This is a genomic window from Xanthomonas sp. NCPPB 3570, from assembly GCF_056725115.1.
In genome coordinates, this window is sequence record NZ_CM161513.1 from 2,512,098 (window position 1) to 2,526,791 (window position 14,694).

Annotated in this window: 17 protein-coding genes; 7 read left to right on the plus strand and 10 right to left on the minus strand. The window is 67.0% G+C overall.

All coding sequences use genetic code 11. The features are described from left to right. The first annotated feature begins 23 nt into the window (after positions 1 to 23). Together AC1PLR_RS10920 and AC1PLR_RS10925 are read left to right on the plus strand one after the other, a co-directional pair. A complete protein-coding gene (locus AC1PLR_RS10920; RefSeq protein ID WP_481100991.1) occupies positions 24 to 1,595 on the plus strand; it encodes a proton-conducting transporter transmembrane domain-containing protein in 1,572 nt (523 codons plus the stop codon). Between the two features lie 24 nt (positions 1,596 to 1,619). Beyond that, positions 1,620 to 4,055, plus strand: coding sequence for a YbcC family protein (locus AC1PLR_RS10925; protein ID WP_481100992.1), 2,436 nt, complete (start codon positions 1,620 to 1,622; stop codon positions 4,053 to 4,055). A gap of 100 nt (positions 4,056 to 4,155) precedes the next feature. Here the strand turns inward: AC1PLR_RS10925 and AC1PLR_RS10930 are convergent, their stop codons facing one another. Further along, positions 4,156 to 5,055 carry a LysR substrate-binding domain-containing protein gene (locus tag AC1PLR_RS10930; protein WP_481100993.1) on the minus strand — a complete coding sequence of 300 codons (900 nt, stop codon included), beginning with the start codon at positions 5,053 to 5,055 and terminating at the stop codon, positions 4,156 to 4,158. A 112-nt stretch (positions 5,056 to 5,167) separates the two neighbouring features. Between AC1PLR_RS10930 and AC1PLR_RS10935 the strand changes: the two genes are divergently transcribed. The 3 genes from AC1PLR_RS10935 to AC1PLR_RS10945 are packed head-to-tail and all read left to right on the plus strand — an operon-like array spanning position 5,168 to position 7,077. After that, positions 5,168 to 5,800 (plus strand): DsbA family protein, encoded by a 633-nt coding sequence (locus AC1PLR_RS10935; protein WP_481100994.1) that lies wholly within the window; start codon positions 5,168 to 5,170, stop codon positions 5,798 to 5,800. A 55-nt stretch (positions 5,801 to 5,855) separates the two neighbouring features. Further along, a complete protein-coding gene (locus AC1PLR_RS10940) occupies positions 5,856 to 6,686 on the plus strand; it encodes an MBL fold metallo-hydrolase (RefSeq protein WP_481100995.1) in 831 nt (276 codons plus the stop codon). Position 6,687: 1 nt separating this feature from the next. Beyond that, complete coding sequence (locus tag AC1PLR_RS10945) at positions 6,688 to 7,077, plus strand: nuclear transport factor 2 family protein (RefSeq protein ID WP_481100996.1); 390 nt, start codon at positions 6,688 to 6,690, stop codon at positions 7,075 to 7,077. 17 nt (positions 7,078 to 7,094) lie between these two features. Here the strand turns inward: AC1PLR_RS10945 and AC1PLR_RS10950 are convergent, their stop codons facing one another. The 5 genes from AC1PLR_RS10950 to AC1PLR_RS10970 form a co-directional block, all read right to left on the minus strand. Beyond that, a complete protein-coding gene (locus AC1PLR_RS10950) occupies positions 7,095 to 7,736 on the minus strand; it encodes a DsbA family oxidoreductase (RefSeq protein ID WP_481100997.1) in 642 nt (213 codons plus the stop codon). A gap of 23 nt (positions 7,737 to 7,759) precedes the next feature. Then, positions 7,760 to 8,671 carry an oxidoreductase gene (locus AC1PLR_RS10955; RefSeq protein WP_481100998.1) on the minus strand — a complete coding sequence of 304 codons (912 nt, stop codon included), beginning with the start codon at positions 8,669 to 8,671 and terminating at the stop codon, positions 7,760 to 7,762. An 89-nt stretch (positions 8,672 to 8,760) separates the two neighbouring features. Then, on the minus strand, positions 8,761 to 9,024 hold the full coding sequence (locus tag AC1PLR_RS10960; RefSeq protein WP_481103580.1) for an NAD(P)H-binding protein: 264 nt from the start codon (positions 9,022 to 9,024) through the stop codon (positions 8,761 to 8,763). Next, positions 9,009 to 9,413, minus strand: a complete 405-nt coding sequence (locus tag AC1PLR_RS10965) for an NAD(P)H-binding protein (protein WP_481100999.1) — start codon at positions 9,411 to 9,413, stop codon at positions 9,009 to 9,011. The genes AC1PLR_RS10960 and AC1PLR_RS10965 overlap by 16 nt, the downstream gene beginning before the upstream one ends. Positions 9,414 to 9,417: 4 nt before the next feature. Further along, positions 9,418 to 10,035: an FMN-dependent NADH-azoreductase gene (locus AC1PLR_RS10970; protein WP_371182018.1), complete on the minus strand. Its 618-nt coding sequence runs from the start codon at positions 10,033 to 10,035 to the stop codon at positions 9,418 to 9,420. 109 nt (positions 10,036 to 10,144) lie between these two features. Here AC1PLR_RS10970 and AC1PLR_RS10975 point away from each other — a divergent pair, with 109 nt between their 5' ends. Continuing rightward, positions 10,145 to 10,579: a winged helix-turn-helix transcriptional regulator gene (locus AC1PLR_RS10975; RefSeq protein WP_209245716.1), complete on the plus strand. Its 435-nt coding sequence runs from the start codon at positions 10,145 to 10,147 to the stop codon at positions 10,577 to 10,579. On the opposite strand, the gene AC1PLR_RS10980 is transcribed toward AC1PLR_RS10975, so the two are convergent. The 3 genes from AC1PLR_RS10980 to AC1PLR_RS10990 form a co-directional block, all read right to left on the minus strand. Next, complete coding sequence (locus AC1PLR_RS10980; protein WP_481103581.1) at positions 10,580 to 11,101, minus strand: arsinothricin resistance N-acetyltransferase ArsN1 family B; 522 nt, start codon at positions 11,099 to 11,101, stop codon at positions 10,580 to 10,582. 41 nt (positions 11,102 to 11,142) lie between these two features. Further along, the gene (gene arsN2, locus AC1PLR_RS10985) at positions 11,143 to 11,574 is read right to left on the minus strand and encodes an arsenic resistance N-acetyltransferase ArsN2 (RefSeq protein WP_481101000.1); all 432 of its coding nucleotides are present in this window, start codon (positions 11,572 to 11,574) and stop codon (positions 11,143 to 11,145) included. A 125-nt stretch (positions 11,575 to 11,699) separates the two neighbouring features. Next, complete coding sequence (locus tag AC1PLR_RS10990) at positions 11,700 to 12,014, minus strand: ArsR/SmtB family transcription factor (protein WP_148828992.1); 315 nt, start codon at positions 12,012 to 12,014, stop codon at positions 11,700 to 11,702. Between the two features lie 41 nt (positions 12,015 to 12,055). Between AC1PLR_RS10990 and arsH the strand changes: the two genes are divergently transcribed. Next, positions 12,056 to 12,790: an arsenical resistance protein ArsH gene (arsH, locus tag AC1PLR_RS10995; protein WP_481101001.1), complete on the plus strand. Its 735-nt coding sequence runs from the start codon at positions 12,056 to 12,058 to the stop codon at positions 12,788 to 12,790. A gap of 333 nt (positions 12,791 to 13,123) precedes the next feature. On the opposite strand, the gene guaA is transcribed toward arsH, so the two are convergent. Further along, positions 13,124 to 14,689 (minus strand): glutamine-hydrolyzing GMP synthase, encoded by a 1,566-nt coding sequence (guaA, locus tag AC1PLR_RS11000; protein ID WP_153750512.1) that lies wholly within the window; start codon positions 14,687 to 14,689, stop codon positions 13,124 to 13,126. Between the last annotated feature and the right edge of the window lie 5 nt (positions 14,690 to 14,694).

Genomic DNA, 14,694 nt, shown 5'->3' on the forward strand with positions numbered 1-14,694 from the left:
GTGCCCGATCCGAGGGGATTGCCTTGTCGCTCTATCTGCTGCCGCTCTCTGCACCGTTCCTGCTGCTGGTCGCCGCCGTGTTCGGCTTCGTCCGCAGCGGCCGGCGCCCCCGTCTCCTCCCCGCCTTCGCCGAAGGTGCCGCGCTCGGCGCGCTGCTCGTCGCCATCGCCTCGCTGGCGCTGCTGATCGCCCGCGGCGCCGGCGACAGCGAACTGATCGGAGGGAACGGTGTCGGCCTCTCGGTCCGGCTCGATGCGGTGAGCACCACGATGCTGCTGCTGGTCGCCTTCGTCGGTTGGATCGTGGTGCGCTACACCCGCACCTATCTCGATGGCGAGGCGCGCCAGGGCTACTTCACCGGCTGGCTCTGCGTCGCGCTCGCGGCGGTGTTGCTGCTCGTGCAGGCCGGCAACCTAGTCCAGGTCGTGGTAGCCTGGATCGCGACCAGCGTCGCGCTCAATCGCCTGCTGCTGTTCTATCCCGACCGCGTGGCGGCACAGCGCGCCGCGCGCAAGAAGCGCCTGTTCTCCAGCATCGGCGCCATCGCTCTGGCGAGTGCGGTCGCGCTGGTCTGGAACAGCCTGGGCACCACCGACATCGCCACGATCAACACCCTGGCCCGCAGCGGCCAGCACGGCTGGTCGCTGACCGCGGCCGCCGCCCTGCTTGCGCTGGCCGCGGTGCTGAAATCGGCGCAGTTCCCGACCCACGGCTGGCTCACCGAGATGATGGAGGCGCCCACGCCGGTGTCGGCGCTGCTGCATGCCGGCGTGGTCAACGGCGGCGGCTTCCTGCTGATCCGCTTTGCCGACCTGATGCTGGCGGCCCCCGGCGTGCTCGCCGTGCTGGCCATGCTGGGCGGGTTCACCGCGCTGTTCGGTGCGCTGGTGATGCTGACCCAGCCCGCGGTCAAGACTTCGCTGGCCTGGTCGACGGTCGCGCAGATGGGCTTCATGATCCTGCAGTGCGGGCTGGCGCTGTTCCCGCTGGCGTTGCTGCACATCGTCGCGCACTCGCTGTACAAGGCGCATGCCTTCCTGGCCTCCGGCGGCGCGGTCGAGCAGGTGGCGTCGATTCGCCGGCCCGGGCCGGTGGCGGTGCCCGATGGGGCGGCGGTCGGCCGCGCCTTCCTGATCGCGCTGGCGATCTACATCGGCATCGGCGCGGCCTTCGGGTTCGCCTTCGGCTTCGGGCACAAGTCGCCACAGGCGCTGGCCCTGGGCGCCATCCTGATCTTCGGTGTGGCCTACCTGCTGGCCCAAGGCCTGGCCGATGCCGCGCCGCGCCCGCTCACCCGCAGGACCGCGCTCTACGCCAGCGCCGCTGCGGTCGGCTACTTCGCCTTGCAGAGCGCCGCCGAATGGTTGACCGCCGGCGTGCTGCCGGCAACGCCGGCGCCGGGCCGGCTGGAGTGGACGCTGATGGCGCTGGCGGTGCTGAGCTTCGGCCTGGTGGCGGTGGCGCAGGCGCTGTTCCCGCTGTGGGCGACGCACCCGGCCGCCGCCGGACTGCGCGTGCATCTCGCCAATGGCCTGTATGCCAACGCCACGCTCGATCGCCTGCTCTGCGGCTGGTCCGTCCGCAAGACCTCGTGACTCCCTAACCGCCAGGACACCCCCATGCTGATGACCACCACCGACGCGTCGCACCTGTCCCACGCTGCGATCATCGCCGCCGCCGCGCGTGCGGCGCGTGCCATTCCCCCGCTGTGGCCGCTCGCCTCGAGCGTGGCAGTCAATCCCTTCCTCGGCCAGACCGGCGAACCGCTGCCGATCGCGGCGGCGCGGCTGCGGCGCGCGGCCGGCATCGCCGTGACCATGCCGCGCGCCTGGTATGCGGAGCGACTGCAGTCCGGCGAGATCGCCGAAGAGGATCTGCGGGCGGCCTGGCACAACGTGCCGGCGGCGCTGCGTCCGCCGAGCGTGGCCGCACTGAAGCTCGCTATCGAAGCCACGCGCCCTGCCCCGCAGGCGATCCCGACCGTCGCCGATCTGGCACGCGATGCGTCGCAGGTCGACTGGCCGGGCATCGTCGAAGAGCGCATCGGACACTGGGCCGCCAGCTACTTCGATCAGGGCCAGGCGCTGTGGGTCGCCGGACAGTCCGGTGGCGCCTACAACGCATGGCGACTGGTCGCGACCCATGATCTGACGCCGGAAATCGCCGGACTCACCCGATTCGCCCAGCAGGTGGCGGACGCGCCAGCGACTGCCGAAGAGGCGATCGCCGAGGGGGTCGCCCGCCTCGGCCTCGCGCCAGACGCGCTGGAGGGCTATTTCCACCGCCTGCTGACCACGCTAGGCGGCTGGAGCCAGGTTGCGCGGTATCGGCTCTGGCAAGCGGAGTTGAGCGGCGGAACCGATGCCTGCGTCACCGACCTGCTCGCCATCCGCATCAGTTGGGACGCCGCGCTGCTGGGCAAGTTCGGTGCGGCGATCGCGCCGCAGTGGCGAAGCGCCATCGACGCCTACAGCGCGCCGGTGGCGGCGACGCCGGACGATGTCGTCGACGGCCTCCTGCAGGAAGCGGCCGAACGCGCGGCGCAGCGGCGGCTCGACGCGCTGCTTGCGTCACCCGCCCCGCTCCCGGCGACGCCCGACCGGATGAAGCTGCAGATGGCCTTCTGCATCGACGTGCGCTCGGAAGTGTTCCGCCGCGCACTGGAAAGCCTCGATGCGGGCATCCAGACCCTCGGATTCGCCGGATTCTTCGGGCTGGGCATCGGCCATCGGCGGTTCGCCTCGGACGTGGTCGAGGCACGTCTTCCCGTGCTGCTGACACCCGCGGTGCACACCTGCGCGGGAGCGGCGACGGCCTCGGTGGCCGAGGCGGACCTCGCCGCGCGGATCGCGGCGCGTGCGAAGCGTGCCTGGGGACGCTTCAAGCTGGCCGCCATTTCCTCGTTCGCCTTCGTCGAGGCCACCGGCCCGATCTACGTCGCCAAGCTGCTGCGCGATGGCTTGGGACTGACGCGGCACTCGGCGCCGAACGATCCCGCCCCGCGCCCGGCCGACGCGCTCGACCTCGACACGCGCCTGACCATGGCCACGCGCATCCTCACCGCGATGTCGCTCACCAGCAGGTTCGCCCGACTCGTGGTGATCGCCGGCCACGGGGCAAACGTGGTCAACAATCCGCACGCCAGCGCCCTGCACTGCGGCGCCTGCGGCGGCTATTCCGGCGAAGTGAACGCGCGTCTGCTGGCCGCGCTGCTCAACGACTCCGAGGTACGCGCCGGTCTCGCCGAACGCGGCATCGCGATCCCGGCAGATACGTTGTTCGTCGGCGCCCTGCACGACACCACGACCGATGCGGTCACGCTGTACAGCGCCGACCATCCTTCGCCCGACCATGTCGCCGACCTCGACCAGACGGCGCGTTGGCTGCACGCCGCCGGCGCGCTGGCGCGCGGCGAGCGCGCGCTGCGCCTGCCACGCGCGCAGCGCAGCCAGGACATCGCGCCTCGCGCCCGCGACTGGGCCGAGCTGCGCCCGGAGTGGGCGCTGGCCGGCTGCCAGGCCTTCATCGCCGCGCCGCGTGCGCGCACGGCCGGGCGCGACCTGGCCGGACGCGCCTTCCTGCACGACTACGACTGGCGGCGCGACGAAGGTTTCGGCGTGCTGGAGCTGATCCTGACCGCCCCGGTCGTTGTCGCCAGCTGGATCAGCCTGCAGTACTACGGATCGACTGTCGCACCCGAGGTCTTCGGCGCCGGCAACAAGCTGCTGCACAACGTCACCGGCGGCATCGGCGTGGTCGAGGGCAACGGCGGCCTGCTGCGCGGCGGACTGCCCTGGCAATCGGTCCATGACGGCGAACGGCTGATCCACGAACCGCTGCGGCTGTCGGTACTGATCGAGGCACCGACCGCCGCAATCACCGACATCCTCGAACGCCATCCGCAGGTCCGCGCGCTGTTCGACAATCGCTGGCTGCATCTCTTCGCGCTGGACGACCAGGGCCGCATGGCGTGTCGCTACACCGGCGATCTGCGCTGGGAGGTGTGTCCTGGCGATGCATCTTCCACGCGCAATCCGGTACCGGCGGTGGCCTGACGGCGCGTTTTCTCAGCCCGCCCTTCCCGACGCAGGCGGGAGGGCGGGCGTCGGTTTCTCCGCAACGGGCGGACACTTGCGGGATCGCGGAGCGACAGCGTCAGGCCACACGCGTGCCGGCGCCAGCAACCAGCATCTCGACAAAGCCGGTGACCTTTGATGGGCGAAAGCGCGCCGTCGGGTAGACCACGTGAATGCCGCCGGCCGGCAACGACCAGTCCGGCAGAACGGCGACCAGCGTTCCCGCTGCCAAGGCATCCGCCACCAGGAAATCCGGCAGGACCGACACCCCGCCACCGGCCAGCGTCGCCGCCAGCACCGCCGGCGTCGCGTTGGTCGACAGGGCCTGACGCATGCGCACCGTGCGTCGCTCGAAATCATCCTTGACGAAGTGCCAGATCAACGGCTCGCGGAGCGCGCTGTTGGCGACGAACGGAACCTGCGCGAGATCGTCGGGGTTCGCGACCGCCAAGGCGCTGGCCAGTTCCGGCGTGGCGACCAGGCACTGCCGGAAGTCGCCGATGCGCCGCGCATGCAGGCTGGAATCGTCGAGCCAGCCCACCCGGATGGACAGATCGACCTGGCTGGCGACCGGATCGATGCGCGTATCGGCCAGGATCAGCTCGACCTGGCACGCCGGATGACGCCGCGTGAAAGCGGCGGCCAGCGGTGCGATCCTGGAGGTGCCGTAGTCGTTCGGTGCTGCCACCCGCAGCACGCCGCTCGGCTCGACATTGGAGCGCGTCACCTCGCCGATGGCATCCTCGACCTGACGCAGCACACTCACGCTGCGCGCATGCAGCAACCGCCCGGCCTCGGTCGGTTCGACCCGACGGGTGGTACGCATCAGCAGCGCCGTCTTCAACTCTGCTTCGAGCTTGGCCACCTGCTGGCTGACCACGGTCTTGGTGATGCCCAGCCGTTCGGCCGCGCGCGTGAACGAACCCGTGTCCACCACGGCCGCGAAGTAGGCAAGCCTGTTGAGATTGACGGCTTCCACGCCGACCTCTCCGAATTGTCAGCCAATTGCTTACAGAATGTAGCATTCAAAGCGATTTATCCGCCAATCCGCGGTCGCTAAGGTGGCCGCACCTCCTCAAGCGGATCCCACCATGCACATCACCTACCTCTTCGATCCTCTCTGCGGGTGGTGCTACGGCGCCATCCCCGCGCTGGACCAGCTTGCGCAGGTCCTTGGCGTGACCGTGCGGCTCGCCCCCACCGGCTTGTTCGCCGGCGAGAACGCGCGGCCGATGGACGCGTCCTTCGCCGCCTACGCTTGGCAGAACGACCAGCGCATCGCCCGCCTCACCGGGCAGGCGTTTTCCGAGGCCTACCGCAGCCAGGTGCTCGGCGCGACCGGTACCCTGTTCGATTCGGCCCCCGCGACGCTCGGCGTGATCGCCGTTGGCATGACCGCGCCGGAGCGCGAACGCGACGCGCTGAAGACACTGCAATGGGCCCGTTATGTCGACGGCCGCAACACCTCCGATCGCGCGGTCGTGGCAGCGGTGCTGTCCGGTGCAGGCTTTGCCGATGCCGCACAGCGTGTCGTGTCGCCCGACGCCGACGTGCTCGGCGCCTATCGCGCGCGCATCGATGCCGCGCGCGGCGAAATGGCGCGCTTCGATGCGCATGGCGTCCCCACGCTCGTCGTCGACGACGCGCACGGCAGCCGGCTGCTGCCGAGCGATCTGCTGTTCGGCGACCGCAACGCCCTGGTCGCGCAGTTGCGCGCAGCCTGAGCTTCCCGACCCTTCTTTCCCACTGCCTACGCGCCCGAAGACAAGGAGATCTGCGATGAGCAACGACCGCCAGACGTCCGCATTGACATGGACCCATTTTCCCGCCGGCCAGAACGGCTTCTTCCGTGCGCCGGTGCTGCTGACCGGCCCGAGCGAAGCGCTGCTGATCGACGGCGGCTTCACCTATCCCGACGGCAAGGCGGTGGCCGAGGCGATCAAGGCCACCGGCAAGACGCTGACGACGATCTACGTCAGCCAGTCGGATCCGGATTACTACTTCAGCCTCAAGCCGCTGCACGAGGCCTTTCCGCAGGCCAGGGTCATCGCCGCCTCCGCCACGCGCGCCGCCATCCAGGCCAATGTCGAGAAGAAGCTCGCCGTGTGGGGGCCGCAGCTCAAGGAAAACGGTCCGCAGACACTGGACGATATCGTCCTGCCCGAGATCTTCGACGGCGCCTCGCTGTCGGTCGATGGCGAGACGGTCGAGATCGTCGCCGCCCAGGGCCTGGCCAATCGCCGCTATCTCTGGGTGCCGTCGCTGCACGCCGTGTTCGGCGGCGTCATGATCTTCTCCGGCGTGCATGTCTGGACCGCCGATACGCAGACGAAGGAGCAGCGTGCTGCCTGGATCGCCAATCTCGACGCGATCGCCGCGCGCGCGCCGGCGGTCGTCGTGCCTGGCCATCTGACGCCCGACGCGGCGCCCGACCTGTCGGCCATCGCCCACACCAAGGCCTATCTGCTCGCCTTCGAGGAGGAACTCGCGACCGCCAAGGATGCGGTCTCGCTCAAGGCGGCGATGGAAGCGCGCTTCCCGAACCTCGGCATGGGCGTGGCCCTCGAGATCGGCGCCAAGGTCGCCACCGGCGAAATGCCGTGGGGCTGAGATGATCGACAACCGCGAACTGATCCGGAAGACTTACGCAGGGTCCTCCGAGGAGAACGCCGAACACCTGTTGGCGGTGCTGTCGCCCGACGTCGAATGGACGGAGGCCGAAGGCTTCCCCTACGCCGGCACCTATGTCGGCGTCGAGGCGCTGATGCGAGGCGTCTTCCACCGCCTCGCGAGGGAATGGGCTGATTACACGGCCAGCGTCCATACCTATCTGGCCGATGGCGAGCGGGTGGCGGCCTTCGGCGTCTATTCCGGCACCTACAAGGCAACCGGAAAATCCATGCGTGCGCACTTCGCACATCTCTACGAACTGCGCGACGGCCGGATCGTGCGCATGCAGCAGTACGTCGACAGCGCGATGGTGCGGCACGCGATCGACTGAACGAGCAAGCAATCGCGTCAAGCAGGGGTCGCAGCAGACGCCGCGCGGATTGCCGCAGCGATCTCGTCCTCGCTTTGCCCCCCATTGATGGCAACGCGTCCCCCGAAGACGAAATGGGGAACCGAACGGACACCGGCCTGCGCCGATCTGGCCGCTTCCTCCTCGACGCGGCGGTGCTGCGCAGGATCAAGGGCGATGGCACGCGCACGATCGCGATCGAACCCGTGCTCGGCTGCGATGTCGGCCAGCACATCCGCATCGGTGATGTTCTTCGCCGCGATGAAGTAGGCATCGGTGATGGCGACGGCGAGCCGATGCTGGGTGCCGTGCCCAGCGGCGGCGAGGATCAGGGCATGCGCCGCCTGGGTCGGATAGGTCCAGCGCTGGCGACCCAGATCCAGCTCGAAGCCCGACGCGCGCGCTTCCGCCTCGGGGCGCGCGAAGGCGGCCTTCGGATCGGTGATGCCGTAGCGCGAACGCAGCAAATCGGGAATGTAGAGGCCACCTGCGGGCGCATCCGGCAGCAGCAGCACCGGATGCTGCCGGATATCCACGACCAGGTCGGGGAAACGCTCCGCCAGCACCTTGTCGAGACGATGATGTCCGACGAAGCACCACGGGCATGTGATTTCGGTATAGAGGTCGATCTGCATCGCCATGTTCTCGCGATCCTGTCTTCGCGCTATGAATTCGAAGGGAGCCCTGGATCGATGCCGGTCAGTTGCACCGACACCTCCCACAGTCGTCTCGCCAGTTCCGGGTTCCGCGCTTTCGGAGACGGTGTGCACTCGCCGGAGGGACCTCGTAGCTCGGACAGTTGCGTCGGCCCGTAATAGCCGCCGGGCTCGATCTCACCTGTCGCCGCGTGCAATGCGCCCCACGCGCCCTTTGCCGGCGTATTGAAGAACAGGCCGATCAAGGACATGGCGATGTTGCCCCACCCGCTGTCGCGCGCAAGATCGGTTCCGGCAAGACCCGGATGGCAGGCCACTGCCGTCACCGGCATGCCCGCCGCTCGCAGTCGCCGATCCAATTCAAAGACAAAAAGCAGATTCGCCAGCTTGCTCGCCGCATAGCGCGGCATCCACTTGTAGCTCTTCTCCGCGCTGAGATCGTCCCACTCGATCTTCGCATCCTTGTGCAGACCGCTGCTGGTGACGACGATGCGCGACCCGGAAGTTTCCGCGAGCTTGGGCAACATGAGCGCGGTGAGCGCAAAGCAACCGAGATGATTGACGCCGAATGTCCGCTCGAAGCCCTGCGCCGTGCGCCTCAGCTTCGGCCCCTGCACACCGGCGTTATTGACGAGCGCATCGATGCGCGACTCTTTTTCGGCCAGTTTTGCGGCGCTGCGAACACTCGCCAGATCCGCGAGGTCCAACGGCAGGAATCCGAGATTCGCATCAGGAATCTTCGCATGAATCCGACCGACGGCAGCCTGTGCTTTCTGCTCGTCACGGCAAGCGAAAAGCACCCTGGCTCGCCGCGCCGCCAATGCGCTTGCTACTTCAAAACCGATGCCGGTGTTGGCACCGGTCACGATAAAGGTTTTTCCCGATTGATCGGGCACATCGGCGCTGGTGAATCCGCTCACGGCAAAGACTCCGCAATGGCTTTACTGGTCATCATGAAAAGAACTGCGCAGGCCATGCTCATGTGTGTTGCCGCGAAGGCATTCCCGCGTCACTGGTTGGCGATGCACGGCGCGGCGCGCACGAATTGCGTGTCTGTCACCTGATCGACCAGGAACTTGGCGAGATTGCCTCTGGAAAGCTTGCTGCCGAGCCCGGTCCGTCCATACCAACCCACCTCCACGCTGCCGTCGGCCGGGCCATCCTTGAGGTTGGGAATGCGCACCAGCGTCCAGTCCAGGTCCGAACCGGCGACCAAGGCGCCGGTCGCCTGGATGTCCTGGTAGCCCTTGCGCGCGATCAGCTTGAACAGCAGCGCGAACGCGTGGGGCCGAACGCGAACCCGTCCTTGGGATCGCGATAGGCGGCAGTGGAAATCTGGATGAGGCGGCGCACGCCGGCCTGCTTCATCGCGGCGATGATGTTGGCCAGGCCGTGCATGACCGGCTTGTCGCCCTGCACCTTGAGACCGTTGGGGCCCAGGGCGCTGATGACCGCATCCGCCCCTCGGACGCACTGCGCGATGGCGACGCGGTCCTGCAGGTCGCCGACAACGATGTCGACCTTTCCCGCGAACGCGGCGAGCTTCCCGGCGTCGCGCGTGTAGACCGACAGGTGATAGCCACGCTTCAAGGCTTCCTCGATCAGGTGCCGCCCGGTCGGTCCGGTCGCACCGAACAAGGCGATGGTCTTTTTCCCGGTCATGCGCTCATGCCGCCTTCGCCAACAAGGCGGCGACGGCCGTTGTGGCATCGGCGACGGCGGCGTTCACCGCATCGGGCCCGAGCACGGTGCCTTCGATGCGCACCACGTCGACATCGGTGAGGCCGATGAAACGCAGCAGATGCAGCAAGTAGCTGGTCTGAAAGTCGAACGGCGCCCAGGCGCCCTCCGAGAACACGCCGCCCGTGGCAGCGACGAGATAGACCTTCTTGCCGGTCAGCAGCCCCTCCGGCCCGCGCTCGCCATAGCGGAACGTGACACCGGGCCAGGTGACGTGATCGAACCACGCCTTGAGTTGCGAGGACGGACCGAAGTTCATCATTCCCGAACCGAGCACGATCACGTCGGCGAGCTTCAGTTCGTCGACGAGCTCCTGGGCGATGTCCACCGCCTCGACCTGTTCCGGCGTGCGGTGTTCAGGCGACACGATCCGGCCATGAATATAGGCCGACGTAATGTGCGGCGGTGGATGCGCGGCGAGGTCACGCACGGTCAGCTGACCGCCCGAGCGGGCCTGGAGACCCTCGGCGATGTCGGTCGCGAAGCGGGTGGAGAGACTGTCCGCGCGGCGCGGACTGGACGTGACAAGGAGGATACGGCGCATGACGGCTCCAAGGTATAAAATGAGAACCAAGTAATAAGTAAGAAGTTACTTACTAATCCATACAGAGGATGGTATGGTCCCTGCCGGCGCCCAACAAGAAGGCACACGGATGTCACCTGGTCACATCGACCCACCTGTCGACGTCCCTGCACCTGACACGGGTGGCTGTCTGGCGACGCGTCAAATCCTGGATCGCATCGGCGACAAGTGGAGTCTCTACATCATCGCGATGCTGGCGAACGGCCCGCAGCGCTTCAATGCATTGAAGCGTGGCATCGACGGCATTTCCCAGCGCATGCTGACGCTGACCCTGCGCGGACTGGAACGCGACGGACTGGTCACGCGCACGCTGTACCCGACGATTCCTCCGCGCGTCGATTACGCACTGACCGACCTTGGACGCACGCTATTGACGCCGGTCATGGCATTGGTCGATTGGGCGAACGAAAACCAACGCGCCATCGCCGAAGCGCATCGACGTTTCGACGATGCGCCGGAGCAAGATCAGGTCTTGGTTCAGGGCGTCGTCTACCAGCGTCGCTAGTCAGACCCCGTTTTCGTGGCGCGCGGCTGGAAGAAGCAACTGCCAGTACACGACATCCACCCAACGGCCGAGCTTGTAACCGACCTGCTCAAAGTGCGCCACCTTCTTGAACCCTAGCGCTTGGTGCAGCCGGGCACTTGCATCGTTCGGTTGAGCGACACCGCCGATGACTGCGTGCAACTCCAGCCGTCGCAGTGTTTCCAGCAGCGCGCCATACAGGACAGCGCCCAGCCCGCGCCCACGATGCCCATCATCCAGGTAGATCGTGGATTCCACCGAATGCTGGTACGCCTTTCTCGCTCTCCACTGGGTGGCGTAGGCGTATCCAACGACTTCGTCGCCCACCAGCGCCACCAGCCACGGAAGGCCGACGCTGTGGACATCTTCAATGCGCCTGGCCATGTCGGCCGACGTCACGGGATCCAGTTCGAACGTGACGCACGAGTTGGCGATGTAGTGGTTGTAGATGTCCGCGATGCGCTTGGCATGCACGGGACTGGCCGACACGACGGTCGCTGTCACGGTCACCGGCTTCCTTTGTTGATGAAAAGGCAGGGCCTGAATCACAGGCGCTTCGACATGCAGACGGCGCTGGACGGACAGAGGCGTTCGAACTGACTCGACGCCCCGACCAGCGGCGGCACCTGCCGCCGGTCGCACTGTGCGTAGCCCATGGCGGCGAACACATCCTGCGCCGTCGTGGTCAGCAGATACAAGGCAAGCACCTCACGCTGCACAGCCAGGCGCTCTGCCTCCCAAACCAGCCGACGCCCGAGGCCATCACCGCGATGCCCCTCCGCGACGCACAACGACCGCAGCACGCCATGTTCGCCATGGAATTCGACAGCCACCGTGCCGACCAACCCACCCCGACGCGCGGCAAGGAACTGTCGCGACGCGTGACCGGCGATCAGGTCGGAGGTCGGCAACCCCGAGGACTGCAGCAGTTCTTCCGTCTGCTGATCGAACTGCGACAGGCTGATCACGACGTCCATGACATCACCTCGATATGTGCAGAAGAACGAAACGACGATTGGCGGCAACCTGACGATACGCCGTCGGCGCGACATGAGCCGTGCCCACGCTCATGTCGCAGCCATTCCGCATCAAATGCCAAGCGTCAGCAAGTCCGCCCCTCTCCGCAACGCACGTCGCCGCCGCAGCAGTTCTCGGTCAGGTAATCGAGCAGGCGCGTCATCGTGTCGAACTCGGCGCGATAGCAGACCGTCCTGCCCCTTTGCTCGGCGCGGATCATTCCGACAGCAGCCAGCTCCTTCAGGTGGAAGGACAGGGTCGGCCCCGGCAGGGTCAGCGCGCTGGCGATCTCGCCCGCCAGCTTGCCCGCCGGTCCGGCCTGGACGAGCAGCCGGAAGATGGCCAGGCGGGTCTCGTGGCCCAATGCCGACAAGGCCTTGGTTGCGGTCAAATGTTCCATTATTTTAGAATAATTGAATTAATGAACCCGGGCAATCGATCATGGACCTTCCCAATCTTGACCCAACGCTTGCGCCCGCAGCGGATCGCGTGCGCCTGGCCGCCGGCGATGCCGAGCACAAGCCGCGCATCCTGATCCTGTATGGATCGCTGCGCCCGGAGTCCTACAGCCGAAAGCTGGCACTGGAAGCGCAACGCCTGCTCGACTACTTCGGCGCCGAGACCCGCGTCTTCGATCCGCACGACCTGCCCATGGTCGATGCCGTCGGCCCGGACCATCCGAAGGTGCAGGAACTGCGCGCCGCTTCGCTGTGGTCGGAAGGCCAGGTCTGGGTGAGCCCCGAACGTCACGGCGCGGTGTCGTCGGTCTTCAAGAACCAGATCGACTGGCTGCCCCTGCAGGAAGGCAGCGTCCGACCGACGCAGGGACGCACGCTCGCGGTGATGCAGGTCTGCGGCGGATCGCAGTCCTTCAACGTGGTCAACGCGCTGCGCATGCTTGGGCGCTGGATGCGGATGGTGACCATCCCGAATCAGTCGTCGGTGCCGAAGGCCTGGCAGGAGTTCGACGCCAATGGCCGCATGAAACCATCGGCGTACTACGACCGGGTGGTGGACGTCATGGAGGAACTGGTGAAGTTCACCTATCTGGTGCGCGGCCGCAGCGACTACCTGGTCGACCGCTACAGCGAGCGCAAGGACACGCAGGCCGCCGCTGCACTGGCGGCGGCCGCAGGGGCGATCGAAGCCACCCAGGCGACAGAGACCGCGCCATGAAGGCCGTGATCTGCCACAACCCGGAATGCGGCACCTCGCGCAACACCTCGCCCTGATCCGCCACGCGGGAGCACACCACAGGTCGTCGAAACCTCACGACGCCTCCAAGCCGGCAGCGACTTGTGGAACTGATCGCCGCATCGAGGCTGACGGAGCGGGAGGTTCTTCGGGAGAAAGGCACGCCGTATCAGGCGCTGGAGCTACGACATCCCGAGCTGACGGACAGCGACCTGCTGGATGAGATTCTGGAAGGCGAGCCGGAACACGACCGCAGTGCCAAGCCTGCTTCCGGGTCGCGCCGATCAGCCAGCGCCGCCCACGAAGGAGGTCATCTCACTCCCATTCGATCGTCGCCGGCGGCTTCCCGGAGATGTCGTACACCACCCGCGAAACACCCCGCAATTCGTTGATGATGCGATTGCTCACGGTGCCGAGGAAGTCGTACGGCAGGTGCGCCCAGTGCGCAGTCATGAAGTCGATGGTCTCCACCGCGCGCAGCGCGATCACCCATTCGTAGGCGCGGGCGTCGCCGACCACGCCGACCGACTTCACCGGCAGGAACACGGCGAAGGCCTGGCTGGTCTTGTCGTACAGGTCGGCCTTGCGCAGTTCGTCGATGAAGATCGCGTCGGCCTTGGCCAGCAGTTCGGCGTACTCGCGCTTCACTTCGCCGAGGATGCGCACGCCCAGGCCGGGGCCGGGGAACGGATGGCGGTAGACCATGCTGCGCGGCAGGCCGAGTTCGACGCCCAGGCGCCGCACTTCGTCCTTGAACAGTTCGCGCAGCGGTTCGACCAGGCCCAGCTTCATGTGCTCGGGCAGGCCGCCGACGTTGTGGTGGCTCTTGATGACGTGGGCCTTGCCGGTCTTGCTGCCGGCCGACTCGATCACGTCCGGGTAGATGGTGCCCTGCGCCAGCCACTTGGCGTTGCGGAGCTTGTTCGACTCCTCGTCGAAGATCTCCACGAACAGGTTGCCGATGATCTTGCGCTTGGCTTCCGGGTCGCTGACGCCGGCCAGCGCCTGGAAGTATCGGTCGGCGGCGTTGACCCGGATCACCTTGACGCCCATGTGCTCGGCGAACATCGCCATCACCTGGTCGCCTTCCTGCCAGCGCAGCAGGCCGGTGTCGACGAACACGCAGGTCAGCTTGTCGCCGATCGCCTTGTGCAGCAGCGCGGCGACCACCGACGAATCCACGCCGCCGGACAGGCCGAGGATCACTTCGTCGTCGCCGACCTGCGCGCGCACGCGGGCGATCTGGTCGTCGATGATGTTGGCCGCGGTCCACAGCGTGGCGCAGCCGCACACGTCGACCACGAAGCGGCGCAGCAGGGTCTGGCCCTGCAGGGTGTGGGTGACTTCCGGATGGAACTGCACGCCGTACCAGCGCTTGGCCTCGTTGGCCATGGCCGCGACCGGGATGCGGTCGGTGACGGCGGTGATGGTGAAGCCCGGCGGCACCTGCGACACGTGGTCGCCGTGGCTCATCCACACGTTCAAACGCGATGCGCCTGCGTGATCGGTCAATCCGGAGAACAGCGCATCGGCAGCGACCACCTCGACCTCGGCATGGCCGAACTCGCGCTGGTCCGCCGCTTCGGTGGCGCCACCGAGCTGCGCGGCCAGGGTCTGCATGCCGTAGCAGATGCCGAAGATCGGCAGGCCGCTGTCGAACACCTCCTGCGGCGCGACCGGCGCCCCCGGCAGCGTTGTCGATTCCGGGCCACCGGAGAGGATGATGCCTTTCGCGCCGAAGCCGGCGATCTCGGCCGGATCGTGGTCCCACGCCCAGATCTCGCAATACACGCCCAGTTCGCGAATGCGCCGCGCGATCAACTGCGTGTACTGCGCACCGAAATCGAGGATGAGGATCTTGTCGCTGTGGATGTTGGTCATTGGGG